Raw genomic sequence first — 20,445 nt, forward strand, 5'->3', positions numbered from 1 at the left:
AGGAGTTTGTCCACAAACATTCAGTAGACCGAATGAATGTATGCCGTCAGGCTGGCGGGGTGCCCACTCGTCACCGCCTGCTCGCCATCCTCGTCGCCGTGCTCTGGGGCGCGAACTTCATCGCCATCCACGCCACGCTCGAGCACTTCCCACCCTTCTTCTCCGTGGCCCTACGCTGGATCCCGCTGGCCCTCGTGGCCATCCTCTTCGTGCCGAGACCCGACGTGCCGTGGCGCTGGATCGTGGGCTACGGGCTGGGGTTCGGCACCCTCCAGTTCGTCTTCCTCTACTGGGGCATGGCGACCGGCATGCCAGTGGGCCTCGCCTCGCTCGTCCTCCAGAGTTCCGCGCCGTTCACCGTGGTGCTCGGAGCCCTCCTCGGGGAGCACCTGTCAGGACGACGTGGCCTCGGCGTCCTCGTCGCCATGCTCGGCCTCGCCATCGTCGGCTCCCAGCGCGGCGACGTGTCGGCAGCCTGGCCGTTCGTCCTCACCGTCCTCGGCGGCCTCGGCTGGGCGTTCGGCAACCTCGCCGCACGGCGGGCGCAGACCACCCAGCCGCTCCGCCTCACGATGTGGATGAGCGTCGTCCCTCCGGTGCCGATGCTCGCCCTGAGCCTCCTCGTCGAAGGGCCGAGCCGGATCGCCGACTCCTGGGCGACGGTGGGCACCGGCACCGGCGTGCTGGCCCTGGCCGGTCTCGCCTACACCGCCCTCATCGCGACGGTCATCGGCAGCGGCATCTGGTCCTGGCTCATGGCCCGCCACCCCGCGGGGACGGTTGCGCCCTTCTCGATGCTCGTCCCCGTCACCGGCTTGACCGCAGCCTGGCTGGCGCTCGGCGAGCGGCCCACGCTCGTGGAATGGCTCGGGTGCGCCGTCGTCGTGGTGGGCGTTCTGCTCACGGCGAGCGGACGGCATACACCGTCGTCCGCGGGAAGGGTCGCGATGGCGACCACATCCGCGGACGTCACGGATCAGGAGCGCGTGAACGCCTCGGCGACCTCGAGCAGCCGGTCGTTGGCTTCGCGCTCGGCGATGGTCGCGCGCGCGCCGTCGGTGCCATAGGGACGGACCGTCAGGCCGGCTGCCTGGCAGGCCGCCGCGAACTCCGCCGTCCGCTCACCGACGCCGAACCACACGAAGTTGGCGTCGGTGTCGGGGATCTCCCAGCCCTGCTTCTCGAGCGCCGCCACGACCCGCGACCGCTCGGCGACGAGTTCCTTGACTCGGATGTCGAGTTCGTCGAAGGCCTCGAGCGACGCGATGGCCGCCGCCTGGGCCAGCGAGTTCACGCCGAACGGGATGGCCGTCTTGCGCAGGGCCTCGGCGACGGGTTCGTGCGCCACGGCGTAGCCGACCCGGAGCCCGGCCAACCCGTAGGCCTTGGAGAAGGTGCGCAGGACGGCGACGTTGGGGCGGTCACGGTGGATCGCGAGGGCGTCGGGCGCCTCCTCGCTCGTGACGAACTCGAGGTAGGCCTCGTCGAGGACGACCATCACGTCGTCGGGCACGCGATCGAGGAACGCCTCGAGCTCCTCGGCGCGCACGCTCGGGCCGGTGGGGTTGTTGGGGGTGCAGACGAGGATGACCTTGGTGCGCTCGGTGATGGCCTCGGCCATGGCGTCGAGGTCGTGCCGCGCCTCACTCGTCAGCGGCACCTGGACGGCGGTCGCGCCCGCGAGGGCCACGAGGATCGGGTAGGCCTCGAAGCTGCGCCACGCGAAGATCACCTCGTCGCCGGGGTCGCAGAACGCCGTGATGATCTGGCCGAGGACGCCGACACTGCCCGGGCCGGTCGCGATGCGGGCGGCCGGGACGCCGAGCCGCTCCGCAAGCTTGGCCGTGAGGGCCGCGACACCCATGTCGGGGTAGCGGTTCATCTGCCCGGCCTGCTCGCGCACGACGTCCAGCACCGACGGGAGCGGCGGATACGGGTTCTCGTTGGAAGAGATCTTGTATGCCGTCACGCCCGCCTGCGCGGCCGCGGGCTTCCCTGCCACGTAGGCAGGAACGGCGTCGAGGGCACCCCTGAGTCGGACGCGGGACGAGGGGGTCGAGGGCGTGACGTCGGTCATGGCGGCCACTGTAGAGGCACGTCCGACAAGGGAGACCGACACCACATCACAGGGTCTCGCGTCCCAACCGTCCCTGTGGTCATGGGACCATGGGCGCATGCAGAACTTCCTGATCCGCGTCCTCATCAACGCCGTCGCCCTCTGGGCGGCGGCTGGCTTGATCGACGGAATCAGCTTCGGCGACGACGACGCGTGGACGAGCAAGGTCGTGACGATCGTGCTCGTGGCGCTGGTCTTCGGCCTGGTCAACGCAGTCATCCGGCCGATCGCCAAGGTGCTGTCCTTCCCGGCCGTCGTGCTCACGCTCGGACTGTTCACTTTCGTCGTGAACGCCTTCATGCTCCAGATCACGGAGTGGATCGCCGACCCCCTGGGTCTGGCGTTCACGATCGACGAGTTCTGGTGGGACGCCATCTTCGGTGCGGTGATCATCACGCTCGTCTCGTGGCTGTTGAGCGTCGTCCTGCCCGACGGCGACGACTGATTCGTCACCGCCTCCCTGCCCCTGCCTTTCCCCTGAACAAGAACAGCAGCGTTTAAATCCATGGGTCGTCACCAAGCAGAAAACAGCTCGCCGAGCCAGAAGGCGATCATCGCCGCGCTCGTCACGGGCGCCATCGTCGTCGCCGGCGGTGCCTACGCCATTGGCAAGGGCACCGGCTCCGGTGAGGAAGGACCGTTCGCGGGCGGCTCCGGGGAGGGCTGCAGCGCAGCACCCCTGCGTGTCGAGGCGTCGCCCGAGATCGCCGACCTCGTCAAGACGCAGCTCGCGACGGCGACCAAGGAGAACGGCTGCCACCGCTACGAGGTGACCGGCACCCGGTCCTCGAGCGTGGCGAGCCGGATCCGCCAGGGCAAGGCGCCCGACGTGTGGATCGCCGACTCGACCGTGTGGCTCGACCAGACGACCGCCGGCAGTGCCGGCTCCGCGGTCAAGGCCGACTGGGTGTCGTCCGGGTCGCTGGCCCACTCCCCGGTGGTGTTGGCGAACCCACTCCAGAGCCCCGACAAGTTCTCGGGCGAGTTCACCTCGTGGAACGAGCTCATCAACAAGAGCGGCGCCATCCACCTCGCCAACCCGCACCTCGACTCCGCGAGCCGCCTCGCATTCCTCGCCTCCCGCGAGGGCACACGCACCAAGGACGTCGCCAGTGGCCAGCGGATCATCCTGCTCTCCCGGTTCGCCGCGACGAGCACTGCCGACCTGCTCCTGGGGGCCTCCGACCCGGCGAAGTCCAACACGACTCGCAGCGAGCCGTTCCCGATCAGCGAGCAGGCCCTCGCGAACTACGCGAAGACCTCCCCGGGCGTCCTGAGCCCCATGCTGCCCAAGGACGGGACGCACTCGCTGGACTACCCCTGGGTGCCGGCGCCCGACCTCTCCGCCGCCCACAAGGACGCGGCGAATGCCGGGTTCCGTGCCCTGACCTCCCCCGCCGCCGTCGAAGCCTTCACCAAGGCCGGCTTCCGGGACGGGGAGAACACCGGTGGGCCGACCATCGGAGACGTCGAGGCTGCCAGCTTCACCGCTCTCAAGCCCAAGCCCGCGGCCGAACGGCTCGAGTCGCTGCGCGAGTGGGACGTCCTCAAGGCCGACGCGAGGATGCTCGCGATCCTCGACGTCTCCGGCTCGATGACCAACATCGCGCCTGACACCGGCGGCAAGACCCGCGCCAAGGTGGCCGAGGAGTCGATGATCACCGCGGTGCAGCGCCTCCCCGACGGCAGCCAGGTCGGTGGCTGGATCTTCTCCACCGACAAGGGCGGCAAGGGCAAGGACCACGCCCCGCTCACCCCCATCGCCCGTCTCGACGAACCCTCGGGTGCCGGCACCCACCGCGACAGCATCGTGGCGGCGCTGAAGAAGTTCCAGACCTACCTCGGCGGCGACACCGGCCTCTACGACACCACCGCAGATGCCTACGCGGAGATGACGCGGACCTACGACCCCGAGTACTTCAACTCGGTCGTCATCATCACCGACGGCAAGAACGACGACCCGGGTGGCGGTCTCAACCTCGAGCAGCTGCTCGCGCAGCTCAAGAAGGGTCACGACCCCACCAAGCCGGTGCGGATCGTCACCATCGGCATGGGCGAGGCCGACACGAAGGCCCTGAGCCAGATCTCCCAGGCCACGGGCGGGTCGAGCTACACGGCGAACACGTCGGACGACCTGTTGACGGTGTTCGTCCAGGCGCTCCTCGCCCGGGAGCCCGCTCAGGCTCCCTAAGGGACGAGAGAAACCGGCGGTGGGGACGAGGTCTCCACCGCCGGTTTCTTGTCTCCGGACCCGGGAGGGCGCCAGCTGCGCGCAGGGCTACTTGGGCGACTTCGTGGGGCGGTTCTTCCCCGGCGGGACAGACGGCTTTCCCTTCGTCTGTGACCGTGGGGTCGCCGTGGGCGATTCGCTCGGTGTCGCCGTCGTGGCGATGGGGCTGGCCGTGGCCGTGGTCGTCGGCGTCGTGGTTGCCGGGGCCGACGCCACCGTCTGCTTCGTCCCGCCGGTCGTCGCGTTCGTGCGTTCTCCGGTGGACGTGGCACTCACCGATGGTGACGTGCCGATCGTGCTCGACGGGGACGGCGACTCAGCCTCCTCGACCGATGACAGGTCAGGGATCACCGCACTGGGAGAACCGGCTCCCCCGCCTCCGCGCGTCGCGCCCTGGGCGTCGTCGCTCGCACTCCCCAGCGCGAGAGCACCCGCCAGGACAAGGCACAGCCCCGACGCGGCCAGCAGCATCCACGTGCGCGTGGGGCTGATGCCGGTCGAGTGGCGCGGTGCATCGCGCTGCGGTGGTGCCTCGTCGTGGGTCATAGGGGCGCCACGCTACGGCCCCGAGCGGTGTCCCGACACGTCGGCACCCCGCGACCGTCGTTCCCGGGGCGACGTTCGACTACTACACATCGTCGTACTACTATCGAGAGTAGTAGAACGACGGCAGCGCGGGAGCGAGGTCGGCAGCAGTCCCAGCAGCGCTGGGGCCCGAAATCAGGGAACGACCCCAGGAGCGCCATGGAGCCCGTCGACCTCGCCAGGTGGCAGTTCGCCATCACCACCGTCTACCACTTCCTCTTCGTGCCGATCACGATCGGCCTGTCGCTCGTCGTGGCGGCGATGCACACGGCTTGGGTGCGGACGAGGCGCCCGGAGTGGCTGCGCCTGGCCAAGTTCTTCGGCAAGCTCTTCACGATCAACTTCGCCCTCGGGCTCGTGACCGGCATCGTCCAGGAGTTCCAGTTCGGGATGAACTGGTCGGACTACTCGCGATTCGTCGGCGACATCTTCGGGGCGCCACTGGCACTGGAGGCGCTCCTCGCGTTCTTCGTCGAGTCGACGTTCCTCGGGCTGTGGATCTTCGGCTGGGGCCGGATCCCGGAGAAGCTGCACGCGGCAACGATGTGGGTGGTCCACGTCGGCACCCTGCTCTCGGCCTACTTCATCCTCGCGGCGAACTCGTTCATGCAGAACCCGGTCGGCTTCCGCTACAACCCCGACAGCGGTCGCGCCGAGATGGCCGACTTCGGCGCCATCCTCACCAACAAGGTGCAGCTCGTCGCCTTCCCCCACGTCATCACCTCGGCCTACATGGTCGGCGGCGCCGTCGTCATGGGCGTCGGTCTGTGGCTGTGGCGACGCGCAGCAGCCCCGGGCGCACCCGACGCCGACGACGTGCCGCTCTATCGCAAGGCGACGCGCATCGGCGCCGTGCTCACCCTCGTGTCCAGCCTCGGCGTCGTCGCCAGCGGTGACATCCAGGGCAAGATCATGACCGAGGTCCAGCCGATGAAGATGGCGGCGGCCGAGGCGCTCTACGAGAACGAAGCCGGGGCCGCCTTCTCGATCCTGACGATCGGCTCCCTCGACGGCACCGAAGAGGTCTTCGCCATCAAGGTGCCCAAGGTGCTGGCCTTCATGGCTACGGGCGACCCGAACGGCGTGGTCGAGGGGATCAATCCGATCAAGGCCCGGAACGCCGAGATGATCGCCGAGATCGAGCGCACCTACGGAGCCGACGTCGCCCGGATCAGCGCCGACGCCGACTACACCCCCAACGTCCCCCTCGCCTACTGGACCTTCCGGCTCATGATGGGCGTCGGGTTCGCCTCCATGGCCCTGTCGGCGTTCCTGCTCTGGGTGACCCGGGGGTCGACCCGGCCCCCAGTCTCGCGCTGGTGGCTCTGGGCAGCGATCGCGGCGCCACTCCTCCCCCTGGCGGGCAACAGCTTCGGCTGGATCTTCACCGAGACCGGTCGCCAGCCGTGGGTCGTCAACGGACTCATGACGACGGCCTTCGGCGTCTCACCCTCCGTGTCGGCGACCGAAGTCCTCATCTCGATGTCCGTCTTCACCCTTCTGTATGCCGTGCTCGCCGTTGTCGAGGTACGTCTCTTCCTCCGCTACGTCGCCCAGGGCGCCGAGCCCTTCCACGAACCGGAGCAGGTGTCGGAGGCCGCCGACACCCCGCTCCAGTTCTCCTACTGATTCCTGACTTCCACCTGACCTTCGAAACCGCTGCAAGAGAGGCGCGTTCGTCATGGACTACCCATTCATCTGGTTCATCCTCATCGGGGTGCTGTGGACCGGCTACCTGGTCCTCGAGGGGTTCGACTTCGGCGTCGGCGCCCTGTTGCCCGTGCTCGGAGGCCGGGGTGCCCGCGTTGGCGCTGCGGTCGATGAGGCCGACAAGCGGCGACGGGTCATGCTCACAGCCATCGGCCCTCACTGGGACGGCAATGAGGTGTGGCTGCTCACGGTCGGCGGCGCGATGTTCGCGGCCTTCCCCCACTGGTACGCCTCGATGTTCTCGGCCTTCTACCTGCCATTGCTGCTGCTCCTCGTCGCACTCATCGTGCGCAACATGGGCCTCGAATACCGCCACAAGCGGGATGACGACACGTGGCGTCAGCGGTGGGACCTGGCCATCGTCGGCGGGTCGGTCCTCGCGCCGTTCCTCGTCGGTGTGGCCCTGACGAATCTCGTGCGCGGCGTCCCCCTGGACGCTGACTTCGAGTACGTCGGATCACTGTGGACCCTCCTCAACCTCCCGAGCCTGCTGGGCGGCCTGACCTTCGTCGCCCTGTCGGTGACGCATGGCGCCCTCTTCCTCACCCTCAAGACCGACGGTCCGATCCGAGAGGATGCGCGGCGGGTGGCTGAAAGGGCGGGGATCGTGGCCGCCGTTCTCGCCGTGGCACTCATGGCCTGGGTCGTGACCACTCGTGGCAGCGCGCCCGTGGTCGCCCTCGCCGCGATCGCGGCGGTCGCGCTGGTCGGCGCCCTCGCTGCCAATCGCAGCGGGCGAGAAGGCCTGGCCTTCGCCGGCACGGCCCTCACCTGGGCCGCGGTAGCAGCGTCCTACTTCGTCGCACTCCACCCGGCGGTGATGCCGACGACGCTTGCCGACGGCGCCTCCCTCACCATCGAGAACGCGGCCAGCACACCGATGACGCTCGAGATCATGAGCATCGCCGCCCTCATCTTCGTCCCGATCGTCCTCCTCTACACCGCCTGGACCTACTGGATCTTCCGGCGTCGCCTGACGACCGACCACCTGGCCGCACCGATCCTCGTGAAGTGAGCGGACGGCATACGAGATGAAGCCTTTTGACCCAGGACTGCTCCGGGAGGTGCCCGCCATCCGGCGGCCGATCGCACTGCTCGCGGTGGTTGCCGCCGCACAGGGCGCGGCGGCGATCGGGTTGGCGTTCGCTCTCGCGGGTCTGGTGACCGATGTTGTCGCGCAGCGGGATTGGCAGACGTCAGCAGCATGGGCCGCGGCGGCGTTCCTCGTCCGGGCCGGGCTCGGGATGCTCGTCGACCGCGTGGGTGCGACCGCCGGGACGTCGGTGAGCTCGGCGCTCCGACGGCGTGTGCTGGCGCGCTGGGTCGCCGCCCCGTCCGAGGCACGACCGGCTCCGGAGCGGGCGAGAACCCTGGCGGTTCAGGGAGCCGAAGCGGTGGAGCCGTATGCCGCCCGCTTCCTCCCAGCGCTCGTCGCCGGAGCCGTCGTGCCGGTATTGGCGGTGGGCGCACTGTTCGTCGTCGACCCGCTCAGCGCGCTCATCGTCGTCGTGACCCTGCCGCTGCTCCCGCTCTTCGCCGCCCTCATCGGGCGGACGACGGAGGACGACACGATGAGCCGTTGGCGCGCCCTCGAACAGCTCGCCGGGCACTTCGGTGACGTCATGCGCGGGCTGCCGACCCTCGTGGCCTTCGGGCGGGCACGACGCCAGGTCGACGTCGTGCGCGCGGTGTCGGAGCAGCACCGGGCGGCGACGATGCGGACGCTGCGCCTCGCGTTCCTGTCATCGGCGGCGCTCGAGCTGCTCGCGACGATCTCGGTCGCCATCGTCGCTGTCACCGTGGGGCTGCGGCTGACCCACGGCTCGGTGACGCTGCACGTCGGGCTGCTCGCCATTCTCCTTTCGCCAGAGGCCTACTGGCCGATCCGGCGGGTCGGGGCCGAGTTCCACGCTGCCGCTGACGGCGTCACCGCCATCGACTCCATCCTCGCCGAACTGAACCCCCCGACTGATTGCCCGGCGCTGCACGCCGAACGCAGCGAGGATGTGCAGCGCCGGGCAATCAGTCGGGTTGTCGTGGAGGGAGTCACGTACTCGTATCCGGGGGCGAGGGTCCGGGTGCTCGACGGCGTGACCCTGACCGCGGGGCGCGGGCTCACCGTCATCACCGGACCGTCGGGGGCCGGCAAGTCGACCCTGCTCGACCTCGTCGCCGGCCTGCGGACCCCCACGAACGGCACCGTCGAGACGGAGCGGACGCACTACGTGACACAGCGACCGTTCCTCCCCGATGGGACGATCGCCGACGCCGTCCTGCTCGGTTCCCCGGCTGGCACCACGCCCGCTGACGCGTGGGTGGCCCTGCGGCGAGTGGGGTTGGCCGGATTCGTCGCCGGACTCCCCGAAGGACTCGACACCCGCATCGGCGACGACGGGTTCGGGCTGTCCGCGGGGCAGCGGACCCGTCTCGCCCTCGCCCGCGCCCTCCTCAGCGATGCACCCGTCCTGCTGCTCGACGAGCCGACTGCCCACCTCGACACCGACGCCACCGCCACCGTGCTGGGCATCATCCGCGAGCTCGCCCTCGTCCGTGGCGTCGTCGCCGTCACCCACTCGGCGGAACTCGTCGCGCTGGCCGACGAGCACGTGCACCTCGATTCGCGCCGACGCCTCCCGGAGGTGGCACCCGCATGAGCACGAGCACGACCACGAGCCGCCGGGCACCGCTCGACCTGCTCTCCGGAGTCTGGGGCGGCCTCGCCCTCACCTCCGGCGTGGCCCTCACCGCGACCTCGGGCTGGCTCATCGTCCGCGCCTCGGAGCGGCCGGTGATCCTCACCCTCCTCACCGCAATCGTCTCGGTCCGCGCCTTCGGGATGGCCCGGCCGTTCTTCCGGTACCTGGAGCGGGTCCGTTCGCACGACTCGGCGCTCGCCGGGCTCGCCGGGGCTCGAACCGACGTGTATGCCGCCCTCATCCCCCTCACGCCGGCTCGCCTGGGCCGTCGGTCACGCAGTGCGGTGTTGTCCGGGGTCGTGGACGACCTCACCGATGTCGTCGAGGCCCACGTCCGCGTGCGGGTGCCGTTGTGGTCCGCGGCCCTCGCGGCGACGTTCACCACCATCCTCACTGCGGCCCTCGTTCCCACCGCCGGGGTCGTCGTCCTCAGCTGGGTCGCGGCCGTTGGTGCGGTCACCGCCCTGGGCCTGCACCTCGAGCGCGCCTCTCAGCCGGTCCTGGGCGCGGCCCGCGCCGAGGTGAGCCGGGTCGCGGAGCTGGTCGGACGGCATACGGGCGAACTGCAGGCGATCGGCGCGGAAGGCGAGGTTCTCGACCAGCTCGACCGGGCACAGGTCAGCCTCGACCGGGCACTGCGCCGACAATGTCGGGGGCGAGCACTGGTCACCGGCGGTGTCCTCACCCTCACGGGGCTCGCGACGCTCGCCATGGCCCGGGTTGCCGTCGAAGCGGACATCTCTGCGGGGGTCGCCGCCCTGCTCGTCGTCGTGCCCGCTGCCCTGGCCGATGCCCTGCTGCCGCTGGCCGATGCGGTCCGCGCCCGCGCTCGGGCGGAGCAGAGCGGAGATCGGGTCACGGCCCTCCTCGACCAGGCTCCGGCTGTCGCCGGCGCGGGGACGATTCCCCCCACGTCCACGGCGCCGCACCTGCGACTCGACGCAGTCGGTGCCGGTTGGGTCGACGGCCGCCTCGACGTCGGACCGGTGACCCTCGACCTGCCGCCGGGGCAGCGCACGGCCATCGTCGGGGCCAACGGTTCCGGCAAGTCGACCCTCCTCGCGGTGCTCGCCCGGGCTCTCGATCCGCGGTCGGGCCGATATCTCGTGGACGGTCATGACGTGCTCGACCTCGCCCTCGACGACGTCCGCGACCTCATCGCCGTCGTGGACGACGAGCCACACATCTTTGCGGCTGACCTGCGCGCCAATCTCGTTCTCGCACACCCGAAGGCGAGCGACGAGGACATCGTGGACGCGCTCCGGGTGGCAGGGCTCACCGAGTGGTTCGCTGCGCTGCCGGACGGTCTGGGCACGCGGCTCGGCACGGGCGGACGCGGAGTCTCCGGCGGCGAGCGGGCACGGCTCGCCCTGGCCCGTGCGGTGCTGTCGCGCCGGCCGGTCGTCCTCCTCGACGAGCCGGTGGCGCACCTCGACCACCCCACGGCCGCGGGCGTGATGCGTGACGTCTGGGCGGCCACTTCGGGGCGTACCGTGGTCCTCGTCAGCCACCGTCACGAAGGCCTCGACGACGTCGACGTCGTCGTCGACCTGAGTCCCGGAACCAAGGAATGAACGTGCCCCCACCCCCCTCCGCTCCACGACTCGGCGACCTCGAGCGCGCCGTGATGGAGCTGCTGTGGAGCGGAGCGGCCGACCGGCCGCAGGGCGCGAGCGTCCGTGAGGTCCTCGAAGGGCTGCCAGCCGACCGCGACCTGGCCTACACGACCGTCATGACCGTCCTCGACCGCCTCGCCAAGAAGGGTCTCGTGACGCGCGAGCGCGACGGCAGGGCCTGGCGCTACACCCCCGCGGGCACACGCGAGTCGCTCACGGCCGAGACGATGCGGGCCTCGCTCGGTGACGCCACGGATCGTCGCACCGCTCTGCTGCACTTCCTCGACGGCGCCACCCCCGAGGAGCTCGACGACCTGCGCGCGGCGCTGTCCGAGGTCGAGCAGCGCCGCGGCTGACGACGCGCATGTTTGCCGTCCTGCTGGCTCTCCTTGCCCTCCTCCTCGCGGGGGTCGCACCACGGTTGATGGCGCGACTGGTGTGGTTCCGCAGGGCACCCCGGCCCGCCCTCGTCGCGTGGCAGGCCGTGTCCCTCGCGGCGGTCATCGCCGCCCTCGCTGCGGCACCCGCAGCCGTCCCGTACCTGCGTGAGCGGGGGTGGCTCGTGTTCGGGATGGCGGCAGCCGTCACCCTCCTCGTGCTCGGCCGACTCCTCCTCTCCGGCCACCGGGTCGGCACCGGCCTGCGTGCAGCCAGGGCCCGCCACCGCGAACTCGTGGACATCCTGGCCGCGCCCGACGACGGTGGGCGGGCGGACGGCATACGGGTGCTTGCTCACGCGACGCCGACGGCCTACTGCCTGCCCGGGCGCCGATCGCGCGTCGTGCTCACCCAGGGCGCCCTCGCGGCGCTGCCGGCCGACGAGCTCGACGCGGTCATCGCTCACGAACGCGCCCACCTGCGTGGTCGGCACGACCTGCTGCTCGAGTACTTCACCGTCCTGCACCACTCCGTGCCTGACCCGGTGCGCTCGCCCGAGGCGCTGCGCGAGGTTCGCCTGCTCATCGAGGCCCTCGCCGACCGTGCCGCGATCCGCACCTCCGGACCGGTGACGACGGCACGGGCGCTCATGACCCTGGCGCGCGGACAGGCACCGGAGGCGAGCCTCGCCGCCGCAGGCGACGGAACCACGGCCGCCCGGATGCGCCTGCTCGCCTCCGAGCCGGTCTCACCTCTCGTGTCTGCGGTGATGTACCTGTATGCCGGCGCCGTCGTCGCCCTGCCACTCACCTTGCTGTGGCTTTCCTGGCGCTGAGCCGCCCCGTCCGCGACACTTGAACGTGTTCAACTTCGATGCTACTGTCACGCTCATCATCAAGTTGAACGTGTTCAAAGGAGCCTTCTCATGGACCTCGTCGTCGCCACCTACCTCGCCTACATCGCGCTCGCCGTCCCACTGACGGTGTGGGTCGCGCACACCCTCTCGACCAACGGCCGCCACTTCCTCGTCGACGTCTTCAGCGGCGACAGCGAGCTGGCCCAAGCGGTCAACCGCCTGCTGGTGGTCGGCTTCTATCTCCTCAACCTCGGCTTCGTCGCGCTCTATCTCCGGGTCAGCGGTCCGGTCGAGTCGGCGCGAGCCGTCGTCGAGACCCTGAGCGTCAAGCTCGGCGTGGTGCTGCTGGTCCTGGGCGTCGTCCACCTCACCAACGTCTGGGTCTTCAACAGGCTCCGCCACCGCACCAAGGTGGACGCCTATCGCACGCCGCCCGTCGGGCCCCAGTCCCACACGCCGCCGGCGTTCGCCCCGGTCAGCTGAGGCTGCATCATGCACCGGCTCTACGTCCTCCACGACCCCACCTGCCCGATCTGTCGCCGGTTCGGCGCATGGCTCGTCGCGCAGCCGGCGCACGTCCCGATCACCCTCATGCCGGCTGGAGGGCCGGACGCGAGGGCGCACTTCCCGGCGCTCGACCACGCGGCGACGATGCGCGACATCACGGTCGTGAGCGACGTCGGTGACGTCTGGACCAAGGAGCACGCTTGGGTGGTCGCCCTGTGGGCGACCCGCACCCATCGCGCGACCGCCGAGCGGCTCGCGACCCGCAGTGGTCTCGCGGCCGCCAAGCGCATGGCGTATGCCGCGGCTGGGCTCCGCGCGGCCCTCGCCTCACCCTCGCCTCCGCCCGCACCGCTGCCCACGCCCGTGGTGTTAGCGTCGGCGCCATGAAGGCGGCCGCGTTCGACCTCGTCTCCCACCAGATCCAGGTGCCGTGAGCGAAGCGGCCAAGTCCGAGCGCGGGGAGCAGAGCCGGCTGGCGATCGCCGCCGCCGCGCAGGAGCTGTTCCTCGAGCGCGGCTACGACAAGACGACGATGCGGGCAGTCGCCGAGCGTGCGGGGGTATCGCTGGGCAATGCCTACTACTACTTCTCGTCCAAGGAGCACCTGGTCCAAGCGTTCTATGACGGGATCCAGGCGAGCCACGCCGAGGTGGCCGTGCGACGGCTGGACGGCAGGGTCGCCCTCGGCGATCGTCTCGGCGCGGCCCTGATCGCGTGGATCGACGTGGCCGAGCCGTTCCATGAGTTCGCGGCGCAGTTCTTCAAGGTCGCGGCCGACCCCGGCAGCCCCCTGTCACCATTCAGTCCGGAGTCCGCACCCGCGCGAGATGCCGCCGTCGGGATTCACCGACTCGTTGTCGAGGGGTCGGACGCCAAGGTCACCAAGGACGTGCGCGCCGCCCTGCCCGAACTGCTGTGGATGCTGCAGATGGGCATCGTGCTGTTTTGGGTCCACGACCAGAGCGAGGGTCAGGCCAGGACTCGCGAGCTCGTGCAGCGCCTCGTGCCCGTCGTCGACAAGGTCGTCAAGGTCTCCCGCCTCCCCGGCGTCAAGGGAGTCATCACCGACCTCATCGACCTCCTTGACGCCATGCGTCCGTGACCACGGATCGGTGAGCGAGCCAGAAGGTGCCGCACCGACGTCCCGCGGGTGCCCCGGCCCGCGGCGGCACCTGACCGTGGTCGCCACCACGACCACATCCACGGACGCATTCCGGTGGATACGCTGGGGACTCCGAAGGCCGTCCTACAGAGGAATTGCGATGGGCGAACCAGGTGACCGCGATGCCGCGCGGGTGCGCTTCCCCCCGCCCCTGCTTCCCCTCGCCGCCGTCCTGATCGGCGTCGCGCTCCAGCGCTGGGCGCCGATCGATCTGGGGTTCGACGTGGCGCCCGTTGCGCGCTACATCGTCGGCGGAGGGCTGGTGGTGCTGGCGTTCCTGACGCTCGCGATTCCGGCCTCTCGCGCGTTCCACCGCACCGGGCAGAGCGACATCCCGTGGACCCCGACCCCCGAGATCGTTGAGGGTGGGCCGTTCCGCTTCACCCGCAACCCGATGTATCTGACGATGCTGCTGGCCTGTGTGGGGTTCGCGATCCTGCTCTTCAATCCGTGGATCCTGCTGCTCACACCGCTGGTGGCGCTGGGCCTGTATGTCGCCGCGATCCGTCCGGAGGAGGAGTACCTCGAGGCGAAGTTCGGCGATGCGTACCTCGCGTACAAGGGACGGGTGCGTCGCTGGCTCTGACGGTGATTGCGTCCGCAACTTTGGTCGCCACCGCGACCACATCCGCGGACGCAGGAGTGGGGGTGATTGGATCGCTGGATGAGCGACGGCGCGCGAGGCGAGCGGACGGCATACCGGATCGCAGTGGTCTGCACCGGAAACATCTGCCGGTCACCGATGGGTGAGTGGCTGCTGCGCGAGGCCCTCGAGGACGCCGGCCTGGAGACGGTCGAGGTGAGCTCCGCAGGCACGTCGTCCGAGGAGAGCGGCAATCCGATGGACCCACGGACGGTTGCGGTCCTGCGCCGGAACGGACACGGCGACCGTGGTTGGTCCGGTCATCAGGCGCGCCGGTTCCGAGAGGAGGACTTCGCCGCCGTCGACCTCGTCCTGGCCGCCGACAGGGGACACGAGCGCGCGCTGCTCCGGCTCGCCCCGACCGAGGAGGACCGGGCAAAGGTGCGCCTGTTCCGCTCGTTCGATCCTGCCTCCGTGGCCGCCGACGAACTCGACATGGACGACCCGTGGTGGGGCGACGACGAAGGCTTCGACCAGACGTACGCCGAGGTCCGAGCAGCCGTCCCCGGCGTCGTCGACCATGTGCGGACCGAGGTGGGCCCAGCGCCTCGCTGAGGCCGAACGCTCTATCTGTGGCGAGGTGGTGCCCCATCTGATAGACCCCAGTCATGGAGTCGACGGGGGTTCCGTGGCCACTGGACTCGCTTGCGCGCCGGACGTACGAACACTGTCTCCGACACGGCAGGCGCTCGATCGAGCAGTTGGAGCGAGCCCTCGAGGCCGACCGACACGCACTCATGCAGGCCGTCGGTCAACTCACGGCGGTGGGACTCGTCCAGCATCCGCCACCCGGACCACCCGAGGGAAGCACCGCAGCCCACGCCGACGTCGAGGTCGTGCCGCCGCGGACAGCGCTCTACGGAGCCGCTCTGTCCCTCGAGGACGCAGCCGAGGGGCTGCGTCATCAGGCCCAGGAATGGGATCAGTTGTGGCGTCGCCACCGCGACCGGGCCGACTACGTGGAGATCCTCACCGAGGTCGAGAGCATCGACGCGGTGCGCCAGGTGAGCCTCCAGCAGGTGAGGCATTCCGTGTGCGGACTCCAGGTCGGGGCGGTGGGTTCGGTGGGCCCGGCAGGTCTGGGCACCGCCGTCGACTCGACGGCGCTGCGACCGGGCACGCTCCTTTCTCCGGGATTCCTCTCCGCGATCGACCGAGGAGTCGGATTCCAGGTCGTCTACGGCGTCAGTGTCCTGCGTGACCCGGGCCAGCTCGCCGCCGTGCAGGCCTGCGTGGCGCTGGGGCAACTGGCCCGAGTCTTCGCCGACGTCCCCCTGAGCATCGCGATCTATGACCAGACCCTCGCCATGATCGCGGTGCCCGGTCTGGCCGAGACGCGCCGCCACGTCATCGTCGTGCACGCGTCAGGCTTCCTCGACTCCCTCATCGAACAGTTCGACAGCTATTGGCGGATGGGTATCCCGCTGGCGGACGCGGGTGACTCCGTGGGCGGCGACGGGCCCGACGACCAGAGTCGCGCCCTGCTCGCTCACCTGAACGCCGGGATGACGGACGACGCCATCGCGCGCGAACTCGGGGTCAGCGAGCGCACGGTGGGCCGACGCGTTGCCCGCCTCGAGGAACGGCTCGGTGCGCGCAGCCGGTTCCAACTGGCAGCCCAGGCGTACCGTCGCGGCTGGCTCTGAGGCGTCCACGGACCCCGCTGACGCCCATCGGAACAACGGCTTGTCAACTCGACACGTCAATTGACCGACTTCGGACAGCGTCAGGAGCCGCCAGCAAAAACTGTGGTGCTGGCACCGACCATGGGGGCAGGTTGGAGCGCAGTCGGGCTCGAGTGCCGGGTTCGACCAGCACCCGGGGGAATCGTGCCGCACCAGGTCCATCCCCCGTTCTCGCCTACTGCACAACGGAGGGATCGACGAGATGAACATTGCGCCTCGACGCCTGCGCACCACGCTGGCGGTCACCTCGACACTCGGCTTGGCCCTGATGGCCGCGGCACCGAGCACCGCCTCACCCGGCGATCCGGGTCCGGCCTGGCACGAAGCCACCATCCAGTCCGCACCCAAGGACTCTGTGCGCACCGGACCCAACCCCTACCTGTCGTTCCTGCCCGACGAGAGCACGGCGGACTATGCCGCGTGGGACGACGTCATGGGCGCCGGCGCCAGCCAGCGCTCATCGTCGGCAGCGACGATGAACTCCAAGGCGCGCGTTGCCGGGCGCGCACTACCCGCAGCCCTCACCCATGCGGAGCGCGAACCCGCCGGCGTCGTGGGTGAGAACGACACGCAGGCAACGGCGGAGCAGATCGCCGGCTTGGGAACGGGCAGGAAGGCGAACCCGCGGGTCACGGTGACGGGCAGCCTCGCTGCCATCGCGCCGCCGACGCCCACCGCGATCCCCCCGGCACCCGAGGACAACGGGTCGATACCCCTGGCACACGCCACCGGCCTCACGGGCAGGGCAGCCGTCACGACGACCGGTGTCCTGGGCGATGGGCCGCACGGTCCGGCGCCCGCGGGCGACGGTTCGAACGACTTCAACTTCTATTCGCTCACCGGCACCGCCGGGTTCGCGCTCACGGTCAGCACCGAGGGCACACCCGCGGGGACGGACACCGTCGTCGGTCTGTACGACGCCGAGGGCACGCTCCTCGCCGTCGATGACGACGGCGGCGCCACCGGCCTGTCGAGCCTGCTCACGCATCAGATCGCGACGACCGGGACGTACTACGTGGTGGTCGCTGGGTTCCGTGCCGGAGGGCCGCTCCCCCGCGACCCGTTCGACTCCGGAAGTGGGTCGCAGGGCGGGCGCGGCGGCGGTGACCTGGGCAACTACACCCTGCTCCTGCGAGCCGCCCAGGTGGACGCCGACTTCTATGCGGTCAACCTCGCCAAGGGTGACGTCCTCGGTGCCACCGTCGACGGATCAGCCGACAGCCTGACGGTGTTCCGACCCGACGGCACCCAGATGGTGGGTGGCGACCAGACCGATGCGTCGTTCCTGTTCCCGCCGGAGTCACCCCTGCCCGGTGGTGGCAACACCACCATCTCCTATGTCACCGAGGAGTCCGGTTGGTACGCCATCGCGGTCGAAGAGGGGGCCGGCCCCTACACCGCGGGGTTCGAGCTCTATCGGCCCGGCTCGGAGACCGAGTCCTCTCGCGAGGGTGTGCAGACCGTGTTCCTCGACTTCGACGGGGAGCGGGTCAACACCGGGACCTGGGGCGGCGCGGGCGTGCGTGACCTCTCACCGCTCCGGTCATTCCTCACCCGCTGGGGTCTGACCGCCGCCGATGAGGCCGACGTCATCAGGATGATCACCGAGGAGACGCGCGAGAACATCCAGCGTGACCTTGTCGAGAAGGGACTCAACGACCACGTCGAGGTGAACGTCGTCAGCAGCAGCGAGGCCGCCGACCCGTTCGGTCGACCGAACGTCTCGCGGGTCATCGTCGGCGGCACCATCGCCGAGTCCGGCATCTCGACCATCGGCATCGCCCAGTTCATCGACCCGGGCAACTACGCCCATGAGGACGGCGCCCTGGTGTTGCTCGATGTGATGAGCAACCCCTCGGGGTCAGCGTCGCTGAACACCTATCTGCGAGCGCAGAGTGACCGCAAGGCGTTCGTGGCACAGGCGGTCGGCAACGTCGTCGCCCACGAGGTCGGCCACCTCGTGGGGAACTACCACACGTGGAATGCCAACGACGTCACCCAGCTCATGGACGCCGGCGGTGCCAGCTTTGACGAGCTCTTCGGCGTCGGGCCTGACGGTGTGGGCGGCACGGCCGACGACACGGACGTGGACTTCGAGGAGGACGTCTACAGCCCACCGGAGGGATTCACCGGCCTGGAGGACACCCTCAACGTGGCGTCCTGGGCCTACGTCAAGGCAGCCAAGTGACGGCCTGACGAGGTCCTGAGGAGTCCAGCCACTACGACGGTTGGTGAGGGAGTGTCTTTGCTTCGACACACGAAGCAAGGGCACTCCCTCTCGTGGCTTCCTCACCGCTGGTGCTGTTTTGCGGGGAGCCGTCGCCTGGGGATCAGGGCCGCGCACCGAGTGGTCAGTGGCGCGGGCCGCCCATCGATCGGCTGAGGACCGCCTGCAGCACGACGAAGTCGTCGATCGTGCCGTCCCGACGGTCGTCGGGGATGACGTCGTCGACGTCATACAGGTAGTTGAGCGCGGCGATCGCCATCCGCCGGCGAGCTGTCACGGACGGAGACTGGTCGCCCGCGACCTCCGGGGTCGCGAGCCACGTGAGGGTCTCCTCGACCAGCCCGGCGATCGGCGCGAGATGGACGTCTTCCTCGACATGCCGCAGTCGCACGAGGTCGACGAGCTCGCTCATCGCGTCGTGATCCCCGTCGATCAGTTCGGCCCGGCGACGGCTGCGCGCGAACGGCTCGGACTGCAGCAGGCGGCGCACGACCTCGGGTCGTGCAGTGAGATGGCCCGAGGGGCCCTCTGGCGTCACGGACACCTCCGAAGTGTAGAGGCGGACGTGGGCACGAGCGTCCGCGCGGCCAATGGGAGAATGCGGCCCATGGCTTCCCTCGCTGACGTCACCCCTCCCATCGCGCTCGGCGCCCTCGACGGGCGCTACCGCGGAGCCGTGGCACCCCTCGTCGACCACCTCTCCGAGCCGGCGCTGAACCGTCAGCGCATCCACGTGGAGATCGAGTGGCTCATCCACCTCACCGACCGTGAGGTCGTGCCGGGCGTCCGCCAGTTCACCGATGACGAGAAGGTCGCGCTCCGCCGCATCGTCGAGGACTTCGGGCCGGCCGAGATCGACGAGATGGGTGAGACCGAGAAGGTCACGCAGCACGACGTCAAGGCCGTCGAGTACTTCCTCAAGAAGCGCCTCTCCCAGATCGCTCCCGCCGACGAGGACAAGGGCCTCGCCGAGCTCATCCACTTCTGCTGCACGAGCGAGGACATCAACAACCTGTCCTACGCCCTCATGGTGCAGGGTGCCATCGAGGACGTGTGGCTGCCGCGGGCCTCGGCCCTCGTGGAGGCCCTGTCGACGATGGCCTCCGACCTGCGCGACGTGCCGCTGCTGTCGCACACGCACGGTCAGCCGGCCACTCCGTCGACCCTGGGCAAGGAGCTCGCCGTGCTCGCGTGGCGCCTCCAGCGCCAGCTTCGTCGGATCGAGGACGCCGAGTTCCTCGGCAAGATCAACGGCGCGACCGGCACCTACGGCGCCCACCTCGCCGCGGTGCCCGAGGCCGACTGGGAGGACATCAGCGAGTCCTTCGTCGAGGGCCTCGGCCTCACCTGGAACCCGCTCACCACGCAGATCGAGAGCCACGACTGGCAGGCCGAGCTCTATGCCGACGTCGCGCGGTTCAACCGGGTCCTGCACAACATGTGCACCGACGTGTGGACCTACATCTCGATGGGCTACTTCGCCCAGGTCCGCGGCCAGGGCACCGTCGGCAGCAGCACGATGCCGCACAAGGTCAACCCGATCCGCTTCGAGAACGCCGAGGCCAACCTCGAGGTGAGCAACGCGCTCCTCGACGTCCTCGCCTCGACCCTCGTCCAGTCCCGCCTCCAGCGCGACCTCACCGACTCGAGCATGCAGCGCAACATCGGTGTGGCACTGGGCCATTCGCTCCTCGCCCTCGACAACGCGACCCGCGGGCTCGCCGGCCTCGACGCCGTGCCCGAGGCCATGGCGCGCGACCTCGACGCCAACTGGGAGGTCCTGGGTGAGCCGATCCAGTCGGCGATGCGCGCCCTTGGTGCGCAGGGCGTCCCCGGCATGGAGGAGCCCTACGAACGCCTCAAGGAGCTCACCCGCGGCCGCCGCATCGGCCAGCCGGAACTCGTCGAGTTCGTCAAGGGCCTCGGCCTTCCGGCTGAGGTGGAGGAGCGACTGGCTGCGATGACGCCCGCGACCTACGTCGGCCTCGCGCCCGCCCTCGTCGACCACCTGGCCTGAAACAAGCCAGTCGAGAG

General features: G+C 69.8%; 20 protein-coding genes. 17 read left to right on the forward strand and 3 right to left on the reverse strand.

Annotated features, from left to right (window positions below; genetic code table 11):
• Nucleotides 1–59 precede the first annotated feature (59 nt).
• On the forward strand, nt 60–1,067 hold the full coding sequence (locus tag N802_RS13325) for an EamA family transporter (protein WP_035917062.1): 1,008 nt from the start codon (nt 60–62) through the stop codon (nt 1,065–1,067).
• On the opposite strand, the gene hisC is transcribed toward N802_RS13325, so the two are convergent.
• Nucleotides 977–2,077 carry a histidinol-phosphate transaminase gene (gene hisC, locus N802_RS13330; protein ID WP_035917231.1) on the reverse strand — a complete coding sequence of 367 codons (1,101 nt, stop codon included), beginning with the start codon at nt 2,075–2,077 and terminating at the stop codon, nt 977–979. The genes N802_RS13325 and hisC overlap by 91 nt on opposite strands.
• A 97-nt stretch (nt 2,078–2,174) precedes the next feature.
• On the opposite strand from hisC, the gene N802_RS13335 reads away from it, so the two are divergent.
• The gene (locus N802_RS13335; RefSeq protein ID WP_035917063.1) at nt 2,175–2,561 is read left to right on the forward strand and encodes a phage holin family protein; all 387 of its coding nucleotides are present in this window, start codon (nt 2,175–2,177) and stop codon (nt 2,559–2,561) included.
• 60 nt (nt 2,562–2,621) lie between these two features.
• Nucleotides 2,622–4,307: a substrate-binding and VWA domain-containing protein gene (locus tag N802_RS19540; RefSeq protein WP_052109937.1), complete on the forward strand. Its 1,686-nt coding sequence runs from the start codon at nt 2,622–2,624 to the stop codon at nt 4,305–4,307.
• Nucleotides 4,308–4,394: 87 nt separating this feature from the next.
• Here the strand turns inward: N802_RS19540 and N802_RS13345 are convergent, their stop codons facing one another.
• Nucleotides 4,395–4,892, reverse strand: coding sequence for a hypothetical protein (locus tag N802_RS13345; RefSeq protein ID WP_035917066.1), 498 nt, complete (start codon nt 4,890–4,892; stop codon nt 4,395–4,397).
• Between the two features lie 198 nt (nt 4,893–5,090).
• Between N802_RS13345 and N802_RS13350 the strand changes: the two genes are divergently transcribed.
• The 13 genes from N802_RS13350 (at nt 5,091) to N802_RS13410 (ending at nt 18,372) form a co-directional block, all read left to right on the forward strand.
• A complete protein-coding gene (locus tag N802_RS13350) occupies nt 5,091–6,560 on the forward strand; it encodes a cytochrome ubiquinol oxidase subunit I (RefSeq protein WP_035917069.1) in 1,470 nt (489 codons plus the stop codon).
• A gap of 52 nt (nt 6,561–6,612) precedes the next feature.
• Nucleotides 6,613–7,656 (forward strand): cytochrome d ubiquinol oxidase subunit II, encoded by a 1,044-nt coding sequence (gene cydB / locus N802_RS13355; RefSeq protein WP_035917072.1) that lies wholly within the window; start codon nt 6,613–6,615, stop codon nt 7,654–7,656.
• Between the two features lie 16 nt (nt 7,657–7,672).
• Nucleotides 7,673–9,295: a thiol reductant ABC exporter subunit CydD gene (gene cydD / locus N802_RS13360; protein ID WP_035917077.1), complete on the forward strand. Its 1,623-nt coding sequence runs from the start codon at nt 7,673–7,675 to the stop codon at nt 9,293–9,295.
• Nucleotides 9,292–10,911: a thiol reductant ABC exporter subunit CydC gene (gene cydC / locus N802_RS13365; RefSeq protein ID WP_035917081.1), complete on the forward strand. Its 1,620-nt coding sequence runs from the start codon at nt 9,292–9,294 to the stop codon at nt 10,909–10,911. The genes cydD and cydC overlap by 4 nt, the downstream gene beginning before the upstream one ends.
• Nucleotides 10,908–11,309, forward strand: a complete 402-nt coding sequence (locus N802_RS13370) for a BlaI/MecI/CopY family transcriptional regulator (protein ID WP_035917083.1) — start codon at nt 10,908–10,910, stop codon at nt 11,307–11,309. The genes cydC and N802_RS13370 overlap by 4 nt, the downstream gene beginning before the upstream one ends.
• 8 nt (nt 11,310–11,317) lie before the next feature.
• The gene (locus tag N802_RS13375) at nt 11,318–12,166 is read left to right on the forward strand and encodes a M56 family metallopeptidase (protein WP_035917087.1); all 849 of its coding nucleotides are present in this window, start codon (nt 11,318–11,320) and stop codon (nt 12,164–12,166) included.
• 90 nt (nt 12,167–12,256) lie between these two features.
• Nucleotides 12,257–12,670 carry a hypothetical protein gene (locus N802_RS13380; protein ID WP_035917091.1) on the forward strand — a complete coding sequence of 138 codons (414 nt, stop codon included), beginning with the start codon at nt 12,257–12,259 and terminating at the stop codon, nt 12,668–12,670.
• A gap of 9 nt (nt 12,671–12,679) precedes the next feature.
• Nucleotides 12,680–13,081, forward strand: coding sequence for a thiol-disulfide oxidoreductase DCC family protein (locus tag N802_RS13385; protein ID WP_052109938.1), 402 nt, complete (start codon nt 12,680–12,682; stop codon nt 13,079–13,081).
• A gap of 43 nt (nt 13,082–13,124) precedes the next feature.
• Nucleotides 13,125–13,796: a TetR/AcrR family transcriptional regulator gene (locus tag N802_RS13390; RefSeq protein WP_035917093.1), complete on the forward strand. Its 672-nt coding sequence runs from the start codon at nt 13,125–13,127 to the stop codon at nt 13,794–13,796.
• Between the two features lie 160 nt (nt 13,797–13,956).
• Nucleotides 13,957–14,442, forward strand: coding sequence for a methyltransferase family protein (locus N802_RS13395; protein WP_035917095.1), 486 nt, complete (start codon nt 13,957–13,959; stop codon nt 14,440–14,442).
• Between the two features lie 78 nt (nt 14,443–14,520).
• Entirely contained in the window at nt 14,521–15,054 is a 534-nt protein-coding gene (locus N802_RS13400; RefSeq protein ID WP_035917096.1) for a low molecular weight protein-tyrosine-phosphatase, read from the forward strand.
• A gap of 53 nt (nt 15,055–15,107) precedes the next feature.
• Complete coding sequence (locus tag N802_RS20250; RefSeq protein ID WP_052109939.1) at nt 15,108–16,145, forward strand: helix-turn-helix transcriptional regulator; 1,038 nt, start codon at nt 15,108–15,110, stop codon at nt 16,143–16,145.
• 241 nt (nt 16,146–16,386) lie between these two features.
• Nucleotides 16,387–18,372, forward strand: coding sequence for a PPC domain-containing protein (locus N802_RS13410; protein ID WP_035917097.1), 1,986 nt, complete (start codon nt 16,387–16,389; stop codon nt 18,370–18,372).
• Nucleotides 18,373–18,535: 163 nt separating this feature from the next.
• Here N802_RS13410 and N802_RS19550 read toward each other — a convergent pair whose 3' ends face one another.
• A complete protein-coding gene (locus N802_RS19550) occupies nt 18,536–18,955 on the reverse strand; it encodes a hypothetical protein (RefSeq protein ID WP_156971404.1) in 420 nt (139 codons plus the stop codon).
• Between the two features lie 63 nt (nt 18,956–19,018).
• Here N802_RS19550 and purB point away from each other — a divergent pair, with 63 nt between their 5' ends.
• Nucleotides 19,019–20,428, forward strand: coding sequence for an adenylosuccinate lyase (gene purB, locus N802_RS13415; RefSeq protein ID WP_035917242.1), 1,410 nt, complete (start codon nt 19,019–19,021; stop codon nt 20,426–20,428).
• The last annotated feature ends 17 nt before the right edge of the window (nt 20,429–20,445 follow it).

The sequence above is a fragment of the Knoellia sinensis KCTC 19936 genome (assembly GCF_000768705.1).
Lineage (GTDB): Bacteria > Actinomycetota > Actinomycetes > Actinomycetales > Dermatophilaceae > Knoellia > Knoellia sinensis.